The 19,844-nt window shown below is 72.0% G+C and carries 20 protein-coding genes; 4 read left to right on the top strand and 16 right to left on the bottom strand.

The genetic code is table 11. From position 1 onward, the window contains the following. Window positions 1-89: 89 nt before the first annotated feature. Window positions 90-812: a DUF6193 family natural product biosynthesis protein gene (locus tag ACWC9T_RS08915; RefSeq protein WP_449820348.1), complete on the bottom strand. Its 723-nt coding sequence runs from the start codon at window positions 810-812 to the stop codon at window positions 90-92. Between the two features lie 188 nt (window positions 813-1,000). Between ACWC9T_RS08915 and ACWC9T_RS08910 the strand changes: the two genes are divergently transcribed. After that, entirely contained in the window at window positions 1,001-1,399 is a 399-nt protein-coding gene (locus ACWC9T_RS08910; RefSeq protein ID WP_449820347.1) for a hypothetical protein, read from the top strand. A 126-nt stretch (window positions 1,400-1,525) separates the two neighbouring features. Then, the gene (locus ACWC9T_RS08905) at window positions 1,526-2,725 is read left to right on the top strand and encodes a serine hydrolase domain-containing protein (RefSeq protein WP_449820346.1); all 1,200 of its coding nucleotides are present in this window, start codon (window positions 1,526-1,528) and stop codon (window positions 2,723-2,725) included. Between the two features lie 30 nt (window positions 2,726-2,755). On the opposite strand, the gene ACWC9T_RS08900 is transcribed toward ACWC9T_RS08905, so the two are convergent. From ACWC9T_RS08900 to ACWC9T_RS08845, 12 genes are all read right to left on the bottom strand, one after another. Then, window positions 2,756-3,241, bottom strand: a complete 486-nt coding sequence (locus ACWC9T_RS08900) for a hypothetical protein (protein WP_449820345.1) — start codon at window positions 3,239-3,241, stop codon at window positions 2,756-2,758. A gap of 47 nt (window positions 3,242-3,288) precedes the next feature. After that, window positions 3,289-3,876 carry a hypothetical protein gene (locus ACWC9T_RS08895; RefSeq protein ID WP_449820344.1) on the bottom strand — a complete coding sequence of 196 codons (588 nt, stop codon included), beginning with the start codon at window positions 3,874-3,876 and terminating at the stop codon, window positions 3,289-3,291. 127 nt (window positions 3,877-4,003) lie between these two features. After that, complete coding sequence (locus ACWC9T_RS08890; protein ID WP_449820343.1) at window positions 4,004-4,771, bottom strand: ABC transporter permease; 768 nt, start codon at window positions 4,769-4,771, stop codon at window positions 4,004-4,006. Window positions 4,772-4,844: 73 nt separating this feature from the next. Continuing rightward, window positions 4,845-5,771, bottom strand: a complete 927-nt coding sequence (locus ACWC9T_RS08885; RefSeq protein ID WP_449820342.1) for an ATP-binding cassette domain-containing protein — start codon at window positions 5,769-5,771, stop codon at window positions 4,845-4,847. Continuing rightward, window positions 5,771-6,610 (bottom strand): DUF4097 family beta strand repeat-containing protein, encoded by an 840-nt coding sequence (locus ACWC9T_RS08880; protein ID WP_449820341.1) that lies wholly within the window; start codon window positions 6,608-6,610, stop codon window positions 5,771-5,773. The genes ACWC9T_RS08885 and ACWC9T_RS08880 overlap by 1 nt, the downstream gene beginning before the upstream one ends. Window positions 6,611-6,723: 113 nt before the next feature. After that, window positions 6,724-7,293 (bottom strand): toxin-antitoxin system HicB family antitoxin, encoded by a 570-nt coding sequence (locus tag ACWC9T_RS08875; protein WP_449820340.1) that lies wholly within the window; start codon window positions 7,291-7,293, stop codon window positions 6,724-6,726. Window positions 7,294-7,498: 205 nt separating this feature from the next. After that, window positions 7,499-8,551: an adenosine deaminase gene (locus ACWC9T_RS08870; RefSeq protein WP_449820355.1), complete on the bottom strand. Its 1,053-nt coding sequence runs from the start codon at window positions 8,549-8,551 to the stop codon at window positions 7,499-7,501. A gap of 135 nt (window positions 8,552-8,686) precedes the next feature. Then, window positions 8,687-9,982: a DUF445 domain-containing protein gene (locus tag ACWC9T_RS08865; protein ID WP_449820339.1), complete on the bottom strand. Its 1,296-nt coding sequence runs from the start codon at window positions 9,980-9,982 to the stop codon at window positions 8,687-8,689. Between the two features lie 103 nt (window positions 9,983-10,085). Next, entirely contained in the window at window positions 10,086-11,312 is a 1,227-nt protein-coding gene (locus ACWC9T_RS08860) for a glycosyltransferase family 2 protein (protein ID WP_449820338.1), read from the bottom strand. Window positions 11,313-11,463: 151 nt separating this feature from the next. Next, entirely contained in the window at window positions 11,464-12,423 is a 960-nt protein-coding gene (locus tag ACWC9T_RS08855) for an ABC transporter ATP-binding protein (RefSeq protein ID WP_449820337.1), read from the bottom strand. Between the two features lie 28 nt (window positions 12,424-12,451). Continuing rightward, entirely contained in the window at window positions 12,452-13,279 is an 828-nt protein-coding gene (locus ACWC9T_RS08850) for an ABC transporter permease (RefSeq protein ID WP_449820336.1), read from the bottom strand. Further along, window positions 13,272-14,153, bottom strand: coding sequence for an ABC transporter permease (locus ACWC9T_RS08845; RefSeq protein ID WP_449820335.1), 882 nt, complete (start codon window positions 14,151-14,153; stop codon window positions 13,272-13,274). The genes ACWC9T_RS08850 and ACWC9T_RS08845 overlap by 8 nt, the downstream gene beginning before the upstream one ends. A 283-nt stretch (window positions 14,154-14,436) precedes the next feature. Between ACWC9T_RS08845 and ACWC9T_RS08840 the strand changes: the two genes are divergently transcribed. After that, window positions 14,437-16,764, top strand: coding sequence for a transglycosylase domain-containing protein (locus tag ACWC9T_RS08840; RefSeq protein ID WP_449820334.1), 2,328 nt, complete (start codon window positions 14,437-14,439; stop codon window positions 16,762-16,764). Window positions 16,765-16,785: 21 nt separating this feature from the next. Here ACWC9T_RS08840 and ACWC9T_RS08835 read toward each other — a convergent pair whose 3' ends face one another. From ACWC9T_RS08835 to ACWC9T_RS08825, 3 genes are all read right to left on the bottom strand, one after another. Continuing rightward, window positions 16,786-17,967, bottom strand: a complete 1,182-nt coding sequence (locus ACWC9T_RS08835; protein WP_449820333.1) for a winged helix DNA-binding domain-containing protein — start codon at window positions 17,965-17,967, stop codon at window positions 16,786-16,788. A 234-nt stretch (window positions 17,968-18,201) separates the two neighbouring features. Continuing rightward, window positions 18,202-18,504: a GroES family chaperonin gene (locus tag ACWC9T_RS08830; RefSeq protein WP_396242063.1), complete on the bottom strand. Its 303-nt coding sequence runs from the start codon at window positions 18,502-18,504 to the stop codon at window positions 18,202-18,204. A gap of 185 nt (window positions 18,505-18,689) precedes the next feature. After that, a complete protein-coding gene (locus ACWC9T_RS08825) occupies window positions 18,690-19,031 on the bottom strand; it encodes a DUF3618 domain-containing protein (RefSeq protein ID WP_449820332.1) in 342 nt (113 codons plus the stop codon). A 165-nt stretch (window positions 19,032-19,196) separates the two neighbouring features. On the opposite strand from ACWC9T_RS08825, the gene bcp reads away from it, so the two are divergent. Then, complete coding sequence (bcp, locus tag ACWC9T_RS08820) at window positions 19,197-19,670, top strand: thioredoxin-dependent thiol peroxidase (RefSeq protein WP_449820331.1); 474 nt, start codon at window positions 19,197-19,199, stop codon at window positions 19,668-19,670. Window positions 19,671-19,844 lie beyond the last annotated feature (174 nt).

Below are 19,844 nucleotides of genomic sequence, written 5' to 3'. Positions count from 1 at the left end.
TGCTACGACCCCGCCACCCATCAAGCCAACAACAAGATCAACAGGCCCGCCGAGACGGCCCTGGCGGCATAGGGGTTGACTCAGGAAACTCATCGGTCCTCGTCGCTCCCGGCCACGGCCGGGCCGAGGTCGGCGGGGAGGTGGGCGACGGCCAGCGCGACGGCCTCCTGCGCGGTCGCGGCCTCGGCGATCAGGCCGTCGTGCGGGAACCGCTGGACCCGGTAGGGGCGGCCGTTGTGGGCGGGGACGATCGCGACCTCCGCCCTGGACGGGGCGCCGGTGCGGGCCCGGAAGCCGAGCGTCCAGTGGCTGGAGAAGGGGTAGAGCTGCCGCAGCCTCGGTTCCGCGTGGGCGGCCTCCACCAGCAGGCCGAACTCCGTGAACTCGGGCTCGTCGGCCGCCTCTTCCCAGATCCGGCGCCACTGCGCTTCGACCGCGGCGGCGGGCCCGCGCTCGTGCGCCTCCGCGAGTTCCGTGAACTCCAGGAAGGGCAGCTGTTCGCACAGCTCGCGCAGGCTCTTCCCACTCCCCCAGGCCACTCCGGCCCGGACGACGTCCCGGAGGTCCGTCGTTCCCCCCTCGATCATCCGAACGCCTCGGCTCCAGCCCGTCACGCCGAACCAGCGTTCCCTGGAACCGATGTAGACGTCGAGCGGCTTGCGCTCGGGGACCGTGGCCGCGATGCCCGCGGAGGTGTCGCCCCAGTTCCCGGGCACCACGGTGAGGTCCACGGCCAGCTCGGCGGCGGTCCGTTCCAGCGCGGCGGCGAGGCTGCCGGCGGCGCCCAGGTCGGGGTAGAAGTCAGGGTCCATCACCACAGTCTGACGATACGACTTCCGTAAGCCCAGAAAACGGCCTGATCCCATCGCTTCCGAATGGACCCGGCGGAGACCGGTTTTCCGCCGCCGAGGGCAGGGGTAGGGCCGAGACGTTCGCACTCCGACCATCCCCAGTCCGATGCGGAGGCGAATCTTTGAGATCCTTACGGAAAGGACTTAGCATGAACAGGATCGTCCGCAACGCACTCGCGACCGTCGTGCTGACGGGCGCCCTCACCGCCGCCGTCGCGCCCGTCGCCATGGCCGCCGAGCAGACCCGGTCGGTGGCCGGGGTGCAGGCACAGGTCCGCAACCCGAAGACGGTCAAGGCCGACGCGTACAACCAGGCCCGCAGCATCCTGGCCAATGCCGGCAGCCAGACCGCCGCCAAGTCCCACCCGATCCACGGCAAGAACGATGTCCCGGTCTCCTACGGCACCAGCCTGCTCGCCTCCGCGCGCGACGAGTTCCGGGCCGCGGACAAGAACCTGCCGCCGAAGGACAAGAAGTCCGACATGTCGATCGCGCACTACAACGCCATCCACAGCGCGGCCAAGACCATGGGCATCGACACCTGGTGACGGCCCCGGCCTGACAACAACCCCAGTCTCCTCCGAACGGGGCCCGGCACTCCTCCAGAAGACGGAGAGCCGGGCCCTTCGTCCGGAGGAGGACCGCCGGCAGCCGCCGATGCGAGCGTGACCGGCATGACCACAACTCATCCGTCCCGCCGCCGGATCAGCACGCGGATCGGCGCACGGGTCGCCGCTGCCGCCCTTGCCACCGCCACCGTCGCCGCGCTCGCGCCCAGCGTCGCGGCCGCCACCCCGGTTGTCCCGCCGCAGGGCTCGGCCGACTTACGACCCGAGCTGAACGCCATGGTCGAGCAGGGCGGCAGCACGGCCGCGTTCGCGGAGATCCGCGACCACGGCCGGGTCACCTGGCGCGGCGCGGCCGGCAGCGCCGACCTGGACACCGGCCGACCGGCGCGCGCCGACGGGCGGTTCAGGATCGCCAGCGTCACCAAGACCTTCGTCTCCACCGTCACCCTCCAGCTGGTCGGTGAAGGGCGGATCAAGCTGGACGACCCGATCGGGCACTACCTGCCCGGCACCGTACCCAACGGCGACCACATCACCGTCCGCCAACTCCTCAACCACACCAGCGGGCTGCACAACTACCTGGACGACCCGCACGTCCGCTCCAACACCGAGGCGGGCAACCGGGAGTTCCTCGCCACCGGACGCTGGATCGAGTACACGCCGGAGCAGCTGCTGGCCATCGGCACCGCCATGCCGCCCTACTTCGCGCCCGGGCAGGGATGGCACTACTCCAACACCAACTACGTCGTCGTCGGCATGCTCATCGAGCAGGTCACCGGCCGCAGTTGGCGGGAGGAGGTGGCTGACCGGATCACCCGGCCGCTCGGACTGCGCCACACGTCCATGCCCGGCTCCTCCACGGCGATCCCCGGACCGCACGCGCACGGCTACTTCAAGTTCCCCGAGGGCCCGGGGGACGTCACCCGGCTCTCCCCGACCATCGCGGACGCGGCCGGCGCCGGGATCTCCACCGTCGACGACCTCAACCGCTTCCACGAAGCGCTGTTCGGCGGCCGGCTGCTCGCCCCGGCGCAGCTCACCGAGATGACCACCACGGTGCCGGTCCCCGGCGGCAACGGCGGCGAGTACGGGCTCGGCGTGACCCGCGACAACCTCTCCTGCGGCCAGGTCTGGGGCCACCCCGGCGACATCCCCGGCTACTCGACCGCCGTGCTCGGCACCCGGGACGGCAGCCGGCAGCTCACGCTGTCGTACAACGAGTACGACAAGAGCGACTCTGCCAAGTCCGACCGGCTCTACCGGGCCGTTCTGGAGAAGGCGCTCTGCGGCAAGGCCTCCGGCTGACGGTAGGCGGGCTCCGCACGCCCGGACGGCTCACCGGGCGTGCGGGGCCCGCCGGCCTTCGCGACTCACATGACCGACCTGGCCGACCTGACCGACCTGACCGAACCGGCCGACCTGACCGAACCGGCGGAACGAGCGGTGGAGCGGGGCCGCCGTGGCGAAGACGAAGAGCCCGAAGAGGGTCATCACCGGCAGGCCGACGAACCGGAGGTAGTCCAACGGGTGGTGGACGAGGCCGTCCCAGTTCCCCCACCAGTTCGCGAGCAGGTCGGCGACCATGATGCCCGCGCCGAGGAGCGGACCCGCCGGACGCGCCCGGGCGACCCAGCCGGCGGCGAGCGGGTCGAGGACCAGCAGGGCGTGGAAGAGCAGTTGGCTCGGCAGCGGCCAGGAGTGGTAGGCGTGCAGGCCGCCGGTGAACACGTCGTAGGCGTGCGCGCCGGTCCCTTCGAGGAACCCGATCACGTACACCGCTGCCACCCACCGCGCCCAGCGTGGCTGCGTCCCCCATCGCATGGCACCACTCTAGGCCGCGGCCGCCGAGGGGCCGGGACGGCCGAGCTCTACCGCGTCGTCACCCGGGGCTCGCTCAGGCTGCCGTCCGGGCGGACGTCGAAGACCGTGAGCGCCTTCCGCCCCGTCACCGTGATCTGGTCCGGCCCGGACCAGTCCACGCGGACGAAGTCGTCGGCACTGGTGTCCCAGACCCCCATGCTCCAGTGACGGGCGGACCAGCCGTTGCCGGCCACCACTTCCACCCGGTAGACCGGGTCGATCGAGAAGGCGACATTGGTGACGGTCAGCACCCGGTCCGGGCGGTTCGGGCTCACGAACCGGTCGACCCGCCCGCCGTAGCCGCCGAACACATACGTCATCACCGCGAGCGGCAGCCCGAGGCAGACGAGCGCCGCCAAGCCCCCCGCGAAGCCGATCTGCGACCGCCTGGTGCGGAATTCGAGCTCGACCATCAGCGAGGCCACGACCAGCACGACCGCCGCACCGACCAGCAGCAACGGGCGGTTGAACCACCGCTCGACCTCCACCAGCCCGCCGGATCGGGAGGCGTGCCGGCCCGGCAGGTACGCGAGGAGCGCTGCCAGCGCCACGCCTCTGAGCCACCACGCGATCTGCTTGCGGCGCCTCGCCGTCATCCGTGCCCCCGAGCGATCTTTTGCCGATCTTTGGCGCGGACTTTACTACGACGGACTGTCAACACAACGGCCCGGGCGGCGGGTTGTCCCGCCGCCCGGGCCTGGTGGGCTACCGGCCGTACCCCCGTCACCGCCGGTAGAAGACCCTCCGCGACCAGAGGTAGCCGACCAGCGTGAGGCCGGTGCACCAGGCGAGGGCACTCCAGGCGCTGGTACCGATCCCGGTGCCCATCAGCAGTCCGCGCAGAGTCTCGATGATGGGAGTGAAGGGCTGGTACTCGGCGAACCACCGCAGCACGGTGGGCATCGAGTCCGGCGGGACGATCGCGCTGCCGATGAACGGCAGGAACGTCAGCGGCAGCGGGGTGTTGCTCGCGCTCTCCGGTGTCTTCGACACCAGTCCGATCCCCGCCGATATCCAGGTCAGCGCCAGGGTGACGAAGAGCAGCAGCCCCGCGGCCGCGAGCCACTCCACCGGGCCGGCGCTCGACCGGAACCCCATCGCGAAGGCTGCGGCGATCACGAACACCAGCGCGACCACCGTCTGGATCACGCTGCCCACCACGTGCCCGGCCAGGAACGCCGACCGTGATATCGACATCGTCCGGAACCGGTTGACGATCCCCTCCGTCATGTCGACGCACACGCCCACCGCGGTGGCGACCGATCCCGCCGTCGCCGTCATCAGCACGATCCCCGGCGTCACGTAGTCGATGTAGCTCCCGCCGCCGATGCCCGCCCCCAGCGCGCCCCCGAAGGCGTAGTTGAAGAGCAGCAGCATCATCACCGGCATGACCACGACGGAGAAGGTCATCGCCGGATACCGCTGCGCCCGCTTGAGGTTGCGCCGCAGCATGGTCAGCGAGTCGCTGACCACATAGGTCGTCGCGCTCATGCGCCCACCTCGCTTCGCTCGGCGGGGGCATTCGCCCACGCGCACCTCTCGATGATTCGCTCGCTCCGCTCGCTCATCGCGCACCCTCCCCGGTCAGTGTGAGGAACACGTCGTCCAGATCGGCCGTCTCCACGACCAGCGACTCCGCTTGCACGGACGCGTTGTCGAGCGCGTCCAGCACGGCCTTCACGGTGAGAACGGAGTTGTCCCCCGGGATGTCCAGCACCAGGGCCTCGGCGTCGGCCGTGGCGTAGTCGAACAGCGTGGCGGCGGTGCCCAGCCGGGCGGCGTCGGCGAACTGGAGCCGGATCCGCCCGCCGGGGACGATCCGCTTCAGCTCCTCGGCCGTGCCCTCGGCGACGATCCGGCCGCCGTCCAGGACGGCTATCCGGTCGGCGAGCTGGTCGGCCTCTTCCAGGTACTGGGTGGTGAGGAAGATCGTCACCCCGTGGTCGGCGACCAGCCCCCGGATGATCTCCCACATGGTGCGCCGGCTGCGCGGGTCCAGCCCGGTGGTCGGCTCGTCCAGGAAGATCACCTGGGGGTCACCGACCAGCGTCATCGCCAGGTCGAGCTTGCGCCGCATGCCGCCGGAGAAGGTGACGACGGGTTTGCGCGCGGCCTCGGCGAGGTCGAAACGGCTCAGCAGGTCCTCGGCCCGCCTCCGCCCCTCCCGACGGCGGAGGTGGTTGAGGTCTGCCATCAGCATCAGGTTCTCCTCGGCGGTGAGCAGGTTGTCCACCGCCGAGAACTGGCCGGTCACCCCGATCGCCTTCCGCACGCCGTCGGCCTGTCGGACCACGTCGTGCCCGGCCACCTGGGCCGAGCCGCCGTCCGCCGGGATCAGGGTGGAGAGGATCTGCACGGTGGTGGTCTTGCCGGCGCCGTTCGGCCCGAGCAGGGCGAAGACGCTGCCGGCCGGGATGGACAGGTCGATGCCCCTGAGCACCGCCTTGTCCCCGTAGGACTTGGTCAGCCCTACCGCGGAGATCGCCGTCATCAGGCCCTCCGGATGGTGACGCTGCCGACCTGGGTGGTGGCGCGGACCTCGACGGTCTCCCGGGCGTCGCCCGGGCCCTCCGCCTCGCCGAGGCTGTTGCGGACGCCGCCGAACTTGCTGTGCACGTCGAGCCAGGCCGCCGTGCCCTCCGCGATGCCGATCTCCACGTCCCCCACGCCGCTCTGCAGGGTGACCTTGCCCCGGACCACCTGGCCGAGCCGGATGTGGCCGTTCGCCGTCTTGGCGTCCACGCCCGCCCCGGCGAGGCCGACGTGGATCCGGCCGTTGGAGGAGTTGGCGGTCAACTCGCCGTGCACCTCGTCGATCTCGGTGTCGCCGTTGTTGTTCTTGACCGTCAGCGAGCCCCCGACGGAGCCGACCTCGATCCGGCCGCCGCCAGTCACCTCGGCGTCCCCGGCGATCGTGCCGATCCGGACGTCCCCCATGTCGGTCTTGAGCCGCACGCTGTCAGCCCGGTCGATCTGGATCCGGCCCATGGACGTCTTCAGCCGGCAGTCGCCGAGCGGGCCCTCGGTGACGAAGTCCGCCATCGGGGAGTCGGCGTGCACCTCGGAGCCGGAGGGCAGCTCGACCAGGACCTCGATCGAGCCCTTCTTGCTGGAGAACACGGTGCGCTGCTTGGGGCCCTTGAGGGTGAGCCGGCCGCCGGAGAAGCCGACCTGGGTCAACTCGGCGGCCTTGACGTCCGCGTCCCTGGCCGCGTTGGCGGGCCGGACCTCGATCACCGCGTCGGTGCGCTTGCCGGCGCGGATCCGCACCGAGCCGATCTCGAACTCAAGGGAGGCGGAGATCGGTCCGTCGGTCTCGTACGTAGGCATGGCTGTCCCGTCCTCTTGACTCGTGTAGGTGTTCCCGCTGGTCGGAGCGGGGGTGACGTTGAAGGTGCGGAAGGTGGTGCGGAAGTTCGGCTAGTGCGGATGGTGCGGAAGCGTCAGTGGACCCAGCCGGTGAAGCCCTGGCCGCCGACGCTGCGCGAGGTGCGGGTGCCGAGGTCGGAGGCCGGGCGGGCGGCAGGCCGGCCGCCCTCCAGCGCGCCGGCGACGGCACGGACCAGCCAGGCGTTGAGGGAGAGGCCCTCCTGTCCGGCAGCCTCCTCCGCCCGGGCCTTGAGGTTCGCGGGCAGGCGCAGGTTGATCCGGGCGGTGCCCGACTCGTCCGACTCCGGCACCACCGACGGCGTGGCCGACACCACGGGTGGCACCACCGGAGCCATCGGCGACACCACGGATGGCACATCGCCGTGGAAGGCGTCGGAGCCGGGCGGCACGGTCACCACGAACTCGGGGTCGAGCCCGCGCAGCCGCACGTCCACCGAGCCCGGGGCGAGGTCCCGGGTGACTTCGCCCATGGCGGCCGAGAGTGCGTTGAGCAGAGTGAGCCGCACGGCCGACTCCAGCGGGAGCGTCAGCCGGTCGGCCAGCGCCCGGGCTTCCTCCCCGCCGGTAGCGGCGGCCACCGCCAGCTCGTTCCGGAGGTTTTCGACGTACGGCGTGAGGTCCATGGCTTAAGCATGGCACAGCGGTGGTGCCATGTCGAGCCATTTGTGGCACCACTTTGGCTCCACGCCCGGAGCCGCTGGTGGCGCCGCGCGGAAGCACCTGGCGCCGGCACCGCCCCGCACGGCCCGGTGCCGGAAACGCGAGAACGGCGCCGGAAACGGAACCGCCCCGCCGGCCGAAGCCGACGGGGCGGTCACGGGGGAGGGGTCAGCGCTGCCAGCCCGCCAGGTAGGCGTCGATCTCGCCGGTCAGCCGCGCCTTGCCGGCCTGGTCCAGGAAGGAGGCCTCGACCGCGTTGCGGGCCAGCGCCGCCACCCCGGTCTCGTCCAGCCCCAGCAGCCGCGCCGCCACCGTGTACTCGGTGTTGAGGTCGGTGCCGAACATCGGCGGGTCGTCGCTGTTGACGGTCACCAGCAGTCCGGCGTCCACCATCTGCTTGATCGGGTGCTCCTCGATCCGCTCCACCGCCCGGGTGGCGACGTTGGAGGTCGGGCAGACCTCCAGCGCGATGCGGTGCTCGCCCAGGTGGTCGAGCAGCGCCGGGTCCTTGACCGCCTGGGTGCCGTGCCCGATGCGCTCGGCGCCGAGCTCGCGGATCGCGTCCCAGACCGTCTGCGGCCCGGTGGTCTCGCCCGCGTGCGGGACGGCGTGCAGGCCGGCCGCCCGCGCCCGGTCGAAGTACGGCTTGAACTGCGGCCGCGGCACGCCGATCTCCGGGCCGCCCAGGCCGAAGCTGACCAGGCCCTCGGGGGCGAGCTCGGTTGCCAGGCGGGCGGTCACCTCGGCCGACTCCAGGCCGGCCTCGCCCGGGATGTCGAAGCACCAGCGCAGCACCACGCCGAGCTCCTTCTCGGCGCGCAGCCGGGCGTCCTCGATCGCCTCCATGAAGGCGACGTCGGGGATCCCGCGCTTGACCGAGGAGTACGGGGTGATGGTCAGCTCGGCGTACCGGATGTTCTGGCGGGCCATGTCCTCGGCCACGCCGTAGGTGAGCGCGCGGACGTCCTCGGCGTCGCGGACGAGGTCCACGACGCTCAGGTAGACCTCGATGAAGTGGGCGAAGTCGGTGAAGGTGAAGTACTCGGCGAGCGCGGCCGGGTCGGTCGGCACCTTGGACTGGCCCCGGTGGCGGGCGGCCAGGTCGGCGACGACGCGCGGCGAGGCCGAGCCGACGTGGTGGACGTGCAGTTCCGCCTTGGGCATCCCTGCGATGAACGCCTCGATGCTCCGGTCAGCGGTGTTACCGGTGGGGTTTCCGATCCGACTTCCGTCCGGCTGGACCACGGTGGTTCCCTTCTTCCTTCTCCGCGCCTTCTCCCGCGCTTCTACGCGCGTATCAGGCTTGTGGGCCCAGGATAGGCCCAAGTCGGAGCGGCCGACCGGGGACGCCGGGGATCACCCCCCGAGCGCGACCGCCACGGTGTGGATCAGCAGCCCGGCCAGGGCGCCGACCACCGTGCCGTTGATCCGGATGAACTGCAGGTCACGCCCGACGTTGGCCTCGATCTTGCGCGAGGCGTCGTCGGCGTCCCAGCTCGCCACCGTCTCGGAGATCAGCGAGGTGATCTCGGTCCGGTAGGTGTCGACCAGGTACTGGGCGGCGTCCTGCAGCCAGCCGTCCACCTTGGCCTGCAGCTTGGCGTCGGTGGCCAGTCGCTCGCCAAAGCCGCGCACGCCGTCGCGGATGCGCCGGCGCAGTTCGCTGTCCTCGTCCTCGGCCGCGTTCACCACCAGGGTGCGCACGGCCGCCCAGGTGGAGTTGATCAGGTCCTGCACCTCGGGGCGGGCCAGCAGCTCGCCCTTGGCGCGCTCGACCCGGGCGATGGTCTCCGGGTCGGTCTGCAGGTCGGCGGCGAAGTCGGCGAGGAAGCTGTCGATCGCGCCGCGGGCCGGGTGGTCCGGGTCGTCCCGGATGTCGGTGACGAAGCGCAGCAGCTCCCTGTAGACCCGCTCGCCGACCTGGTGGTCGATGAACTTCGGCGTCCAGCCCGGGGTCTTCTGGGTGACCTTCTGGATCACGTCCTCGTGGTTGGCGATCAGCCAGCCGTGCGCCCGGACGGCCACCAGGTCGACCACGCCGTGGTGCCCGCGGTCCGCGACCACCTTGCCCAGCATCCGGCCCATCGGCTCGGCCACCGAGGTGGCGGCGGCCCGCCGGGTGACCGCCTCGGCGACCACCGCCTGCACGTCGTCGTCGCGCAGCACCGCGAGCACCCCGCGCAGCGCCGCCGAGGCCTCCTTGGTGACCCGCTCGGCGCTGCCCGGCGCGGCCAGCCACTCCCCCAGTCGGCGGCCGATGCCGAGCGCGGCGAGCCGGCCGCGCACCACGTGGCCGGAGAGGAAGTTCTCGCCGACGAAGTCGCCGAGCGAGCGCCCGAAGGCGTCCTTCTTGGTCGGAATGATCGCGGTGTGCGGGATCGGCAGTCCGAACGGGCGGCGGAACAGCGCCGTCACCGCGAACCAGTCGGCCAGCGCACCGACCATGCCCGCCTCGGCGGCGGCCGCCACGTACCCGGCCCAGGCGCCGGCACCGGCCGACTCGGCCCAGGTGGCGAGGGCGAAGACCAGGCTCGCGAAGGCCAGCAGGCCGGTCGCGATGGTCTTCATCCGGCGGACGCCACGTCTCTTCTGCTCGTCGGCCGCGGTGAACCGGACCCCGGGGCCGGTCCTGCTGAAGGCTTCGTCACTCACCCGGCCAGTCTGCCCGTTGCCCGGCGCGGACGGGGGCGTGCCTCACGATCACGCGCTCCGGACCTCGGCGATCACGCGCTCCTGGACCTGGACGACCGCCCGCTCAGCCTTGTCCCCCGTTCACCGAGTTGGCGAGCCGGCGCCACACCGGCGAGCGCCGAAGCCCGCGCCGCAGCTGCTCCGGGACGACCCCCCGCCACAGCTGCTGGGCCAGGTTGAGCCGCGGCACGGCCTCGACCGGCGGCTCCTCGCGCAACAGGAACAGTCCGTCCGGCAGGCCGAGCCGGGCGTCCCGGAACGCCGGGTAGCCCGCGTAGCGCCGCCGCCCGTCCGCCACCACCGGCGGTTCGCCGTGCGCGGCCTCGTAGCGGATCTGGTCGCGCAGCGCCCCCGGTCGTACGGCGGCCGCGAGTTCGAGCCGCACCCGGGCGGCGACCGGCAGCCGGTGGTACACCGCGCGGGCGCCGAACCGCTCGATCATCCGGCCGACCTCCTCGCACACCCGCCGCTGCAGCCCGTCGTCCAGCAGCAGGAAGCCCTCCTGGAACAGCCGGGGCACGTCCCAGGCGAAGCTGCGGGCCCGGATGGCGTCCAACTCCTCACCCGGTTCGGCCAGTTCGACCGCCACCTGCTGCAGCGCGAAGATCCCGCGCAGCCGGTCCAGCACGCCGCCCCGCTCCGTGACGTCGCCCAGGTCCTCGCGCAGCGCGAGGAAGCAGCAGTCGTAGTCGGCGAGCACGGACACCCGGCGCGCCCGCAGACAGGCCTCCAGGGTGAACGGCTGCTCCGAGAAGACCTTCAACTCCTCGTTGCGGCACAGCCCGTGGCGCCGGATGAAGTCGAGCCGGAACAGCTTGGTGTCGGACAGCGCCCAGGCCAGCGCCGAGTCGGTGAAGCCCACCGACTCGGCGTTGGCGTGGAAGATGCCCTGCGGCACCAGCCGCCCGTTCACCCCGACCTGCTTGGGCACCACCACGTCCGAGCCCCAGTCGTCGGCGGCCGCGACCAGCCGCTCCAGCGCCTCCGGGCCGAGCTGGTCGTGGGCGCCGAGGAACACCACGTAGCGGCCGCGGGCCAGCGCCAGGCCGCGGTTGACCGGGGCCGCCGGGCCGCCGGAGTCGGGCTGGTGCAGCACCCGGAACAGCCCGGGGCGGCGGCCGGCGTACTCGTCCGACAGCGCTTCACCACCGTCCGTGGAACCGTCGTCGACGACCACCACCTCGAGTCGCCCCGGCGCCAGGGACTGCCCGACCAGCGAGTCCAGGCAGGCGGTGAGGTACGGCATGGCGTTGTGGACCGCGACCACCACGGTCACGTCGGGTACGGACATCGGGCGGCGGGCCTCCAGTGCGCGGTTCGGCGAGGGTTGCACCGGTCAACTCGGCAGCCCGCCGGGGAGTCACGTGCCCTCCCCGGACGGGTGACGGGCCCGAACGCGCGCCCGAAGAAGCGGGATCAGCCGATCGCGGCCTTCGCGCACATCAGCCGATCGCGACCTCGGCGTACATCCGCGCGATCACGTCCTCGATGGCCGGCTCGCGCACCGACAGGTCCACCAGCGGGAACCGCGCCGCGACCGCCGCCACGATCGGCGCCGCGCTCTCCTGCGCCGGGAAGGCCAGCCACTGCCGCGGCCCCTCGACCTTGACCACCCGCGCCCCGGCCACCTCGATCGGCGGCCGGGCCTCGGCGAGGTCGACCACCAGCGTGCGCTCGCTGCGGCCGGTGGTGTGCAGCCCGTCCAGCCCGCCGTCGTAGACCACCCGGCCGTGGTCGATCACCATCACCCGGCCGCAGAGCTGCTCGATGTCGGTCAGGTCGTGGGTGGTGAGCAGCACCGTGGTGCCCCGGTCGCGGTTGACCTCGCGCAGGAACTCGCGCACCTTGCCCTTGCTGATCACGTCCAGGCCGATGGTCGGCTCGTCCAGGTAGAGCACCTGCGGGTCGTGCAGCAGCGCCGCCGCGAGGTCGCCGCGCATTCGCTGGCCGAGCGAGAGCTGCCGTACGGGTGTGTCCAACAATCCTTCCAGGTCGAGCAGTTCGACGCAGCGGCCGAGGTTCTCGCGGTACCGCCGGTCGGGGATGCGGTAGATCCGGCGGGCGAGTTCGAAGGAGTCGCGCAGCGGGAGGTCCCACCACAGGGTGGTGCGCTGGCCGAAGACGACGCCGATCCGGCGGGCCAGCGCGACGCGTTCGCGGGCCGGGTCGACCCCGGCGACGCGCAGCCGTCCGGCGCTGGGGACGAGGATGCCGGTGAGCATCTTGATGGTGGTCGACTTGCCGGCGCCGTTGGGCCCGATGTAGCCGACGCACTCGCCGGCCTCGACGGTGAAGCTCAGCCCGTCCACCGCGCGCACCTCGCGCTTGGTCCGGCTGAACCGGCCGGTGCGGGCCCGCACGGTGAAGGTGCGGTGAACGTCCTGGAGTTCGATCAGTGCCACGGTGAATCCTCACGAGGGGTACGGGGGTTCAGCTGCCGGTGCCGCGGTAGGCGCGCAGTCCGGCCCGCCAGGCGAGCCCGGCGGCGGCGACGCACAGCGCGGCGGCGACCGGGGATGCGTACTGGAAGGCGGTGGGCAGGCCGAGCGGGTCGGGCCGGCCGAGGATGCGCAGGGAGGGCAGCCAGTTGACGAAGGCCAGCGGTACGCCGAAGACCACCCCGGCGACCAGTTCCTTGGCGAAGATGGTCGGCGGGTAGTGCAGCAGGGTCGCTCCGCCGTAGGTGAAGGAGTTCTGGATCTCCTTGGACTCGCCCCACCAGAACTGGACGGTGGCGCCGCCGATGTAGATCGCGCCGAAGATGACGCTGCCGCACGCCAGCAGGACGGGCACCAGCAGCACCCGGTCCCAGGTCCAGTGGACGTCCAGGGCGGCCAGCGACCAGACCAGCACCACCGCAGCCTGGAGCGGGCGGCCGAGCCGGCGCAGGCTGAAGCGTTCGGCGCACAGCTGGGAGAGCGCGGGCGCGGGGCGGATCAGCATGGTGTCCAGCGAACCGTTCACGATCCGCACGCCGAGGCCGTCGGCCGAGCCGACCAGCAGGTTGGCCATGCCGAGGGAGAAGGTCGCGGTGGCGTAGAGGAAGGCGATCTCCGGCAGCCTCCAGCCGCCGAGTTCGTCGGTGTGCCGGAACATGATCACCAGCACGACGAAGTCGAGCGAGTGGGTGACCAGGCTGGCCAGCAGGTTCAGCAGGAAGGAGGCCCGGTAGGCCATCATCGAGCGCATCCACATCCGGGCGCAGAGCCACCAGGAGCGGACCGCCCAGGAGGTGCGGGCGACCAGCGGCTCAGCCACCCTGCACCACCACCCTGCGGGTCGCCAGCCACTGCGCGCCCCGCCCGGCGGCGAGCAGCGCGGCCGCCCAGCCGAGCTGGAAGCCGAGTGCCCCGAGCAGCCCGGTGCCGCTCGCGCGCTCCAGGAAGACGTCGGTCGGCACCTTGACCAGCGCGGCCCAGGGCATCGCCCGGCCGAGGTCTCCGAGCCAGCCGGGGAAGAGCGCGATCGGCAGCAGCATTCCGGAGAAGAACATCGAGACCACCAGCATCACCGCGCGCACCCCCTCCGAGTCGTGCAGCCAGAAGCCGGTGATCGAGACCAGGAACCGCAGCCCGAAGCTGACCAACAACGCGAGCAGCACCGAGAGCAGGAAGAACGCCCAGGTCAGCGGCTGCTCGGGCATCCGGGTGCGGAACACCAGCGCGCCGACCAGCATCGGCACGGTGCCACGGATCAGCGCCTGGAAGGAGGCCCGGCCGAGGTCGGTGGCCAGCCACCAGCCCTGGAAGTCGACCGGGCGGTAGAGGTCGACGGCGATGTCGCCGGAGCGGAAGCGGTCCTGGACGTCGTCCTGGAAGCCGCCGCCCCAGACCGCGATGGTGACCAGCAGGCCCTGGCTGACCCAGATGTAGGTGACGGCCTGGCTCTGGTCGTAGCCGCCGAGGCCGGGGCGGGCCTGCCAGAGGGCGAGGAAGGAGGAGGCGAGGATGATGCCGAAGACGGTGTTGGTGAAGGTGCCGGCCAGGGTGGCGGCCCGGTAGGTGGAGTAGCGGCGGAAGGCACCGCGGGCGACGGCGGCGTAGAGCCCGAGGGCGGCCGCGGTGCGGCGCCCGGGGGGAACCGCGGGAGCGGTATCCGGGGGCCTCGCCCCCACGGTGGCGACATTCTGCATATTGTCTCCTTGTCGACAAATACGGGCAGACAGCTGCCCGCACGCGCGTCGGCGCACGCCCCAACGGCTCCGACCGGCCGTACCCGGGGGTGCCGGGCCAGGCGGGCGGAGCTGCCAGAAGTAGGTGCGCTATGTGGTTTGCACCTTTCACCGTACCGCCGGGCCCCCCGCCCCGCACCCGGATTTCCGACGTACCCCGGGGCGCACGACCCGACCAACGCAACCGCGCAGTTCAGAACCCCTGCCACCACTGATCGCACGTCAAATAGCAGATAATCTCGGCATGACCTTGAGCACCCGACGCCAGGCCAAACGGGCCGCCCGCCGCGAGGCCCGCCGCGCCCTCCCCCTCTGGCGCCGGCTCCTGCCCACCTGGCGGGTCACCCTCGGCACCCTCACCGCACTGCTCCTGCTCGCCGTCGGTGCCTTCGCCGTGCTCTACGTCATCGTCCCGGTGCCCGACCCCAACGCCCACGCCGTCGCCCAGAACAACATCTACCTCTACTCCGACGGCACCACCGAGATCGCCCGCACCGGCGCGGTCAACCGCACCGACGTCACCATCGACCAGATCCCGCTGCAGACCCAGCAGGCCGTCGTCTCCGCCGAGGACCGCACCTTCTACCAGAACCGCGGCATCGACCTGAAGGGCATGCTCCGGGCCGGCTGGAACACCTTGCTCGGCAAGGGCATGCAGGGCGGCTCCACCATCACCCAGCAGTACGTCAAGAACTACTACCTGACCCAGGACCAGACCTTCGAACGCAAGGGCCGCGAACTCTTCATCGCCCTCAAGGTCGACCAGCAGCGCGACAAGAAGGACATCCTCGCCGGATACCTCAACAGCAGCTACTTCGGCCGCGGCGCCTACGGCATCCAGAGCGCCGCCCACGCCTACTACGGCGTCGACGTCTCCGGGCTCACCCTCGGCCAGGGCGCCTACCTCGCCTCCCTGCTCCAGGCCCCCAGCCTCTACGACGTCAAGACCGCCACCCCCGCCAACCGCGAGAAGGCCATAGCCCGCTGGAACTACGCCCTCGACGGCATGGTCCAACTCGGCTTCCTCACCCAGGCCGACCGCGCCGCCACCACCTTCCCCGACCCGATCGACCCCCAGCCCGCCACCGGCCTCTCCGGCCAGGCCGGCTACCTGGTCGGCGTCGCCGACGACTACCTGATCTCCTCCGGCATCATCGACGCCCCCACCCTCAAGGCCGGCGGCTGGCGGATCACCACCACCTTCGAGAAGCCCAGGCAGGACGCCTTCGTCAAAGCCGTCCAGGACGAACTCACCGACGAACTCGACCCCAAGGCCCGCCCCATCACCGACACCGACGTCCGGGTCGCCGGCGCCTCCGTCGACCCCGCCACCGGCCGCGTCGTCGCCGTCTACGGCGGCCCCGACTACGCCAAACAGCCCTACAACGACGCACTGCGCCAGGACAACCAGATCGGCTCCACCTTCAAACCGGTCGACCTCGCCGCCGGCCTGATCGCCCAGCACACCCTGGACGGCCGCCCGATCACCACCGAGAGCCGCTACGACGGCAGCAGCGAACGCCCCGTCACCGGCGGCCCCACCCCCTACGCGCCGCCCAACGAGGACGGCGTCGACTACGGCAACATCACCCTGCGCTACGCCATGGTCAAGTCCGTCAACTCCGTGTACGCCCAGGAGGGCGTGGACGCCGGACTCGCCCGCGTCCGGGAGACCGCCGTCAAACTCGGCATCCCCGACAGCGTCCGCGGCATGGACCCGGCCAACACCTCGATGACCCTCGGCACCGCCACTCCCAGCGCCCTCGACCTGGCCGGCGCCTACGCCACCTTCGCCAACCACGGCGAGGCCCACACCCCGTGGTCCGTCCTCAAACTCGAACGCGTCAACCCCGGCGGCGCCGTCGACGTCCCCAAGATGCCCGACCACAAGGCCACCACCGCCATGGACCGCAGCATCGCCGACTCCGTCACCGACGTACTGCGCGACGTCGTCAGCCCCCGCGGAACCGGCGCCGCCGCCCTCGACCTGAACCGCCCCGCCGCCGGCAAGACCGGCACCACCGACTCCAACCTCTCCGCCTGGTTCGCCGGCTTCACCCCCGAACTCACCACCACCGTCGGGCTGTTCCGGGAGAACCCGAAGAGCCACGCCAAGGAGCCGCTGGCCGGCACCGCCGGCCTCACCCGGATCAACGGCGGCGCCTTCCCCACCAAGATCTGGACCAACTACATGACCGCCGCCCTGAACGGCACCACCACCCAGCAGTTCGACCTGCAGACCGGCCGCGCCAACCCCGACCCCGGCAACTGGACCCCCACCGGCGCCCCCAGCAGCACTCCCCCGAGCACCAGCCCCACCCCCGGCAACACCACCACCCCCACCGGCGCCCCCGCGCCGACCACCCACACCCACGCCCCCAGCGCGCCCGCCACCAGCGACGCCCCCGCACCCGGCCCGGCCGCCCCCAGCCCGCAGAACCCGCAGCCCACCCCCAGCCAGGAACAGCCCAGCCCCACCGCCCGGCCCACCCAGGCCCGGCCGACCAAGCCCACCAACCAGCCCACCGGCACCACCGGTCCCACCAACTCGGCCACGGCACCGGCGCAGTGAGCTACCAGCCGGCCCGGTGAGCTAGCTCTTCGCGAGCAACTCCCGTTCCAGCGGCGTACGGAACCGCGGCGTCACCCGCACCTCCCCCAGCCAGCCCGCCAACCGCTCCGCCTCCGCCGCCACCGCCCGCTCGGCCTCCACCCCGACGTCCCGGAACAACCGCCACACCAGCCCGCCGTCCGCCCGCTGCGCCCAGCCGCCGACCACCTCGCCGCACCACCACACCGTCGGCCCGGCGTTGCCGGCCCGGTCGAACAGCGCCGGCACGTCCTCCGGCCGCAGGTACCAGTCCCGTCCGCGCCAGCCCATCACCGCCGGGTCCAACGCGGGCAGCAGCGCCGCCCAGGGTTCCGGCGCCGCCACCGGCGCGTCATCCCCCGGCAGCACCAGCGCCGCCGAGCCGTCCGCCAGCGCCACGCCCCGCGCCCCGACGTCCGCCAGCGCCTTACGGACGTCCCCCAGCGTCCAGCCCGTCCACCACTTCACGTCCTCGACCGTCGCCGGACCGTACGCCGCCAGCCAGCGCCGCACCACCTCCGCCTTCGCCTCCCGCACCGGCACGTCCGGCCACTGCGGCACCAGCGCCCACGGATAGCTACTGCTCAGCCAGGAGCCGCGCGGCCGGCAGCGGCGCACATGCCCGTCCGAGGCCAACAGCCGCAGCAGCCGGCTGCCCACGCTCTGCCGGTTCTCGTACGGCTTCCCCGCCGACATCAGCATGCTCTCGCGCAACTGCGGCACATCATCGCCGAGTTGCCTGGTCGTCGCCTCGCCGCGCCGCGCCAGCGCGGCCAGCACCTCGCGCTCCGTCTCCGCCAGGCGCGCCTCGTCCCAGCCCTCGGCGTGGTCCCGCAGGTGCTTGAGCAGCGTCGCCCGCTCCTTCACCGCGATCGCCCGCGCCGCCGCCGAACTCACGTAGGGGGCGAAGCCCTCCGTCACCGCGAAGATCGTCCGCCGCATCGACAGCAGCTTCACCAGCGAGACGTCCCCGTACAGCGCCCGGTCCACCTCCGCCGCCGAGGGCGCGGCCAGCCGCGCACAGGCCGACAGGTACACCGTGGCCGCGTCCGTCGCATGCAGCCCGACCACCGCGTCGGCCACATCCTCCACCCGCGCCGCCCGCCCCGAGGGCGCCAACAGCTGCCGCTGCCCCAACCGGGTCCGCCGCTCCACATCACCGATCGCCGGCACCGCCTTGCTCATGCCTGGACCCTAGCGCCCACCACTGACACTGACAGTGCTGACCGGGTCCCCGGTGGTCGTGGCTCTGCCACTGACTGACGCCCTGCCGGGCTGTCCTCCGCTCGTCCTGTCCGGCTGCCGGGGCCCATCAGCGGCCCGGGGGCCGGAAGCGCCGGGCGACGACGGCGGGCGGCCCCGGAGCCCCCGGGCCGCCCGCCGTCGCACGACATCGCCCTCCGCCGCAGTCCTGCGGTCTCAGAGGTACAGCCCGGTCGAGCCCTCGGTGTCACCGAAGCGGGCCGCGGCCACCGCGTGCAGGTCGCGCTCGCGCAGCAGCACGTAGGTGGCGCCGCGGACCTCGACCTCCAGCTTGTCCTCCGGGTCGTACAGGACGCGGTCACCGGGCTCCACCGAGCGCACGCTCTGGCCGACAGCCACAGCTTCCGCCCATGTGCACCTTTTACTTAGCTCGGCGGTCGCCGGGATCAGGATGCCGCCGGTCGAGCGGCGCTCGCCCTCGCTGCCCTCGATGCGCACCAGCACGCGGTCGTGCAGCATCCGGATCGGCAGCTTCTCGCCCAGCCGGTCGTGCCGCGCGGGCTCGTACTCCTGGTCGGAGCGGGTCGGTTCGTCGTTCGTGCTCACGGTCCCGAAGGTACCGCTCCCCGGCGCGGAGCGTGACGTCAGCCCGGCATACGGAAAGCCGGGTGCCCGCGGGCGCCCGGCCGTTCCACCGCTGCCGCTCAGCCCTTGCGGCGCCGGCGGGCGGAGGCGATCAGCAGCACCAGGCCCACGCCGACCAGCGCGGCCGGGACGACCCGCTCCTTGCGCGGCTGGCCCTTCTCGTCCACGAACTGCGCCCGGACCTTCTCCACCAGGCCGTTCGCGGCCACGTACGCCCGGCCCGCCTTCTCCTCGACGGAGGCCATCGCCTTGGCCTTGACCTGGGCGGAGATGGTGCTCGGGTGGATCCGCACGGCCAGCTCGTCCAGGGTCTCCGCCAGCCGGCCGCGGGTACGCTCGATGTCCGCCTCGATCTGGACGGCCGTCCGCTGCGGCTTGTCCTGCGTGCTCGCCTCGCCCACTCGGGCCACCCCATTCACTTTCCGATGTAGTCCTGGTCGTCCAGTGCGACCGACCCAGTTTGTCAGCTGGCGAGCACGGCCGCGCGGCCCCACCCACCAACGGAGGTAAGTTTGCCCGTGGTACGACCGCACGTCCCAGCCGCACGCACCAGGAGAGTCCACCCCATGACTGAGCGTCTCCAGCCCGGCGACACCGCGCCCGCCTTCAGCCTGTCCGACGCCGACGGCAACCAGGTCTCCCTCGCCGACCACCTGGGCCGCAAGGTCATCGTCTACTTCTACCCCAAGGCCCTCACCCCCGGGTGCACCAAGCAGGCCTGCGACTTCACCGACAACCTGGACGTCCTCGCGGGCGCCGGCTACGACGTCATCGGCATCTCCCCGGACCAGCCGGAGAAGCTCGGCACGTTCCGCGAGGCCGAGAACCTCAAGGTCACCCTGCTCTCCGACCCGGACCACGCGGTCCTGGAGGCGTACGGCGCCTACGGCGAGAAGCAGAACTACGGCCGCACCTACCTGGGCGTCATCCGCTCCACGGTGATCGTCGACGAGCAGGGCAAGGTCGAGCGCGCGCTGTACAACGTCAAGGCCACCGGGCACGTCGCCAAGCTGCTGCGCGACCTCAAGGTCGAGGCCTAGAAGCCGAGCAGCGGTGGCGGCACACCCCCCGACCGGGTGCGCTGCCACCGCCGTCCCTCACCTCAACGGGGCCGCTTCGGATCAGCAGGCCCCGAGGTCGCTCCAGACGCCCCAGGCACCGCTGGCGGTGTGGTCGTCGCCCTTGCTCCACCACTTGTTCCGGTAGTGGCGGCC

The organism is Kitasatospora sp. NPDC001159 (assembly GCF_053598235.1).
Note: the sequence above shows the minus strand (reverse complement) of the source record. Positions and strands in the feature narration are given on the sequence as shown.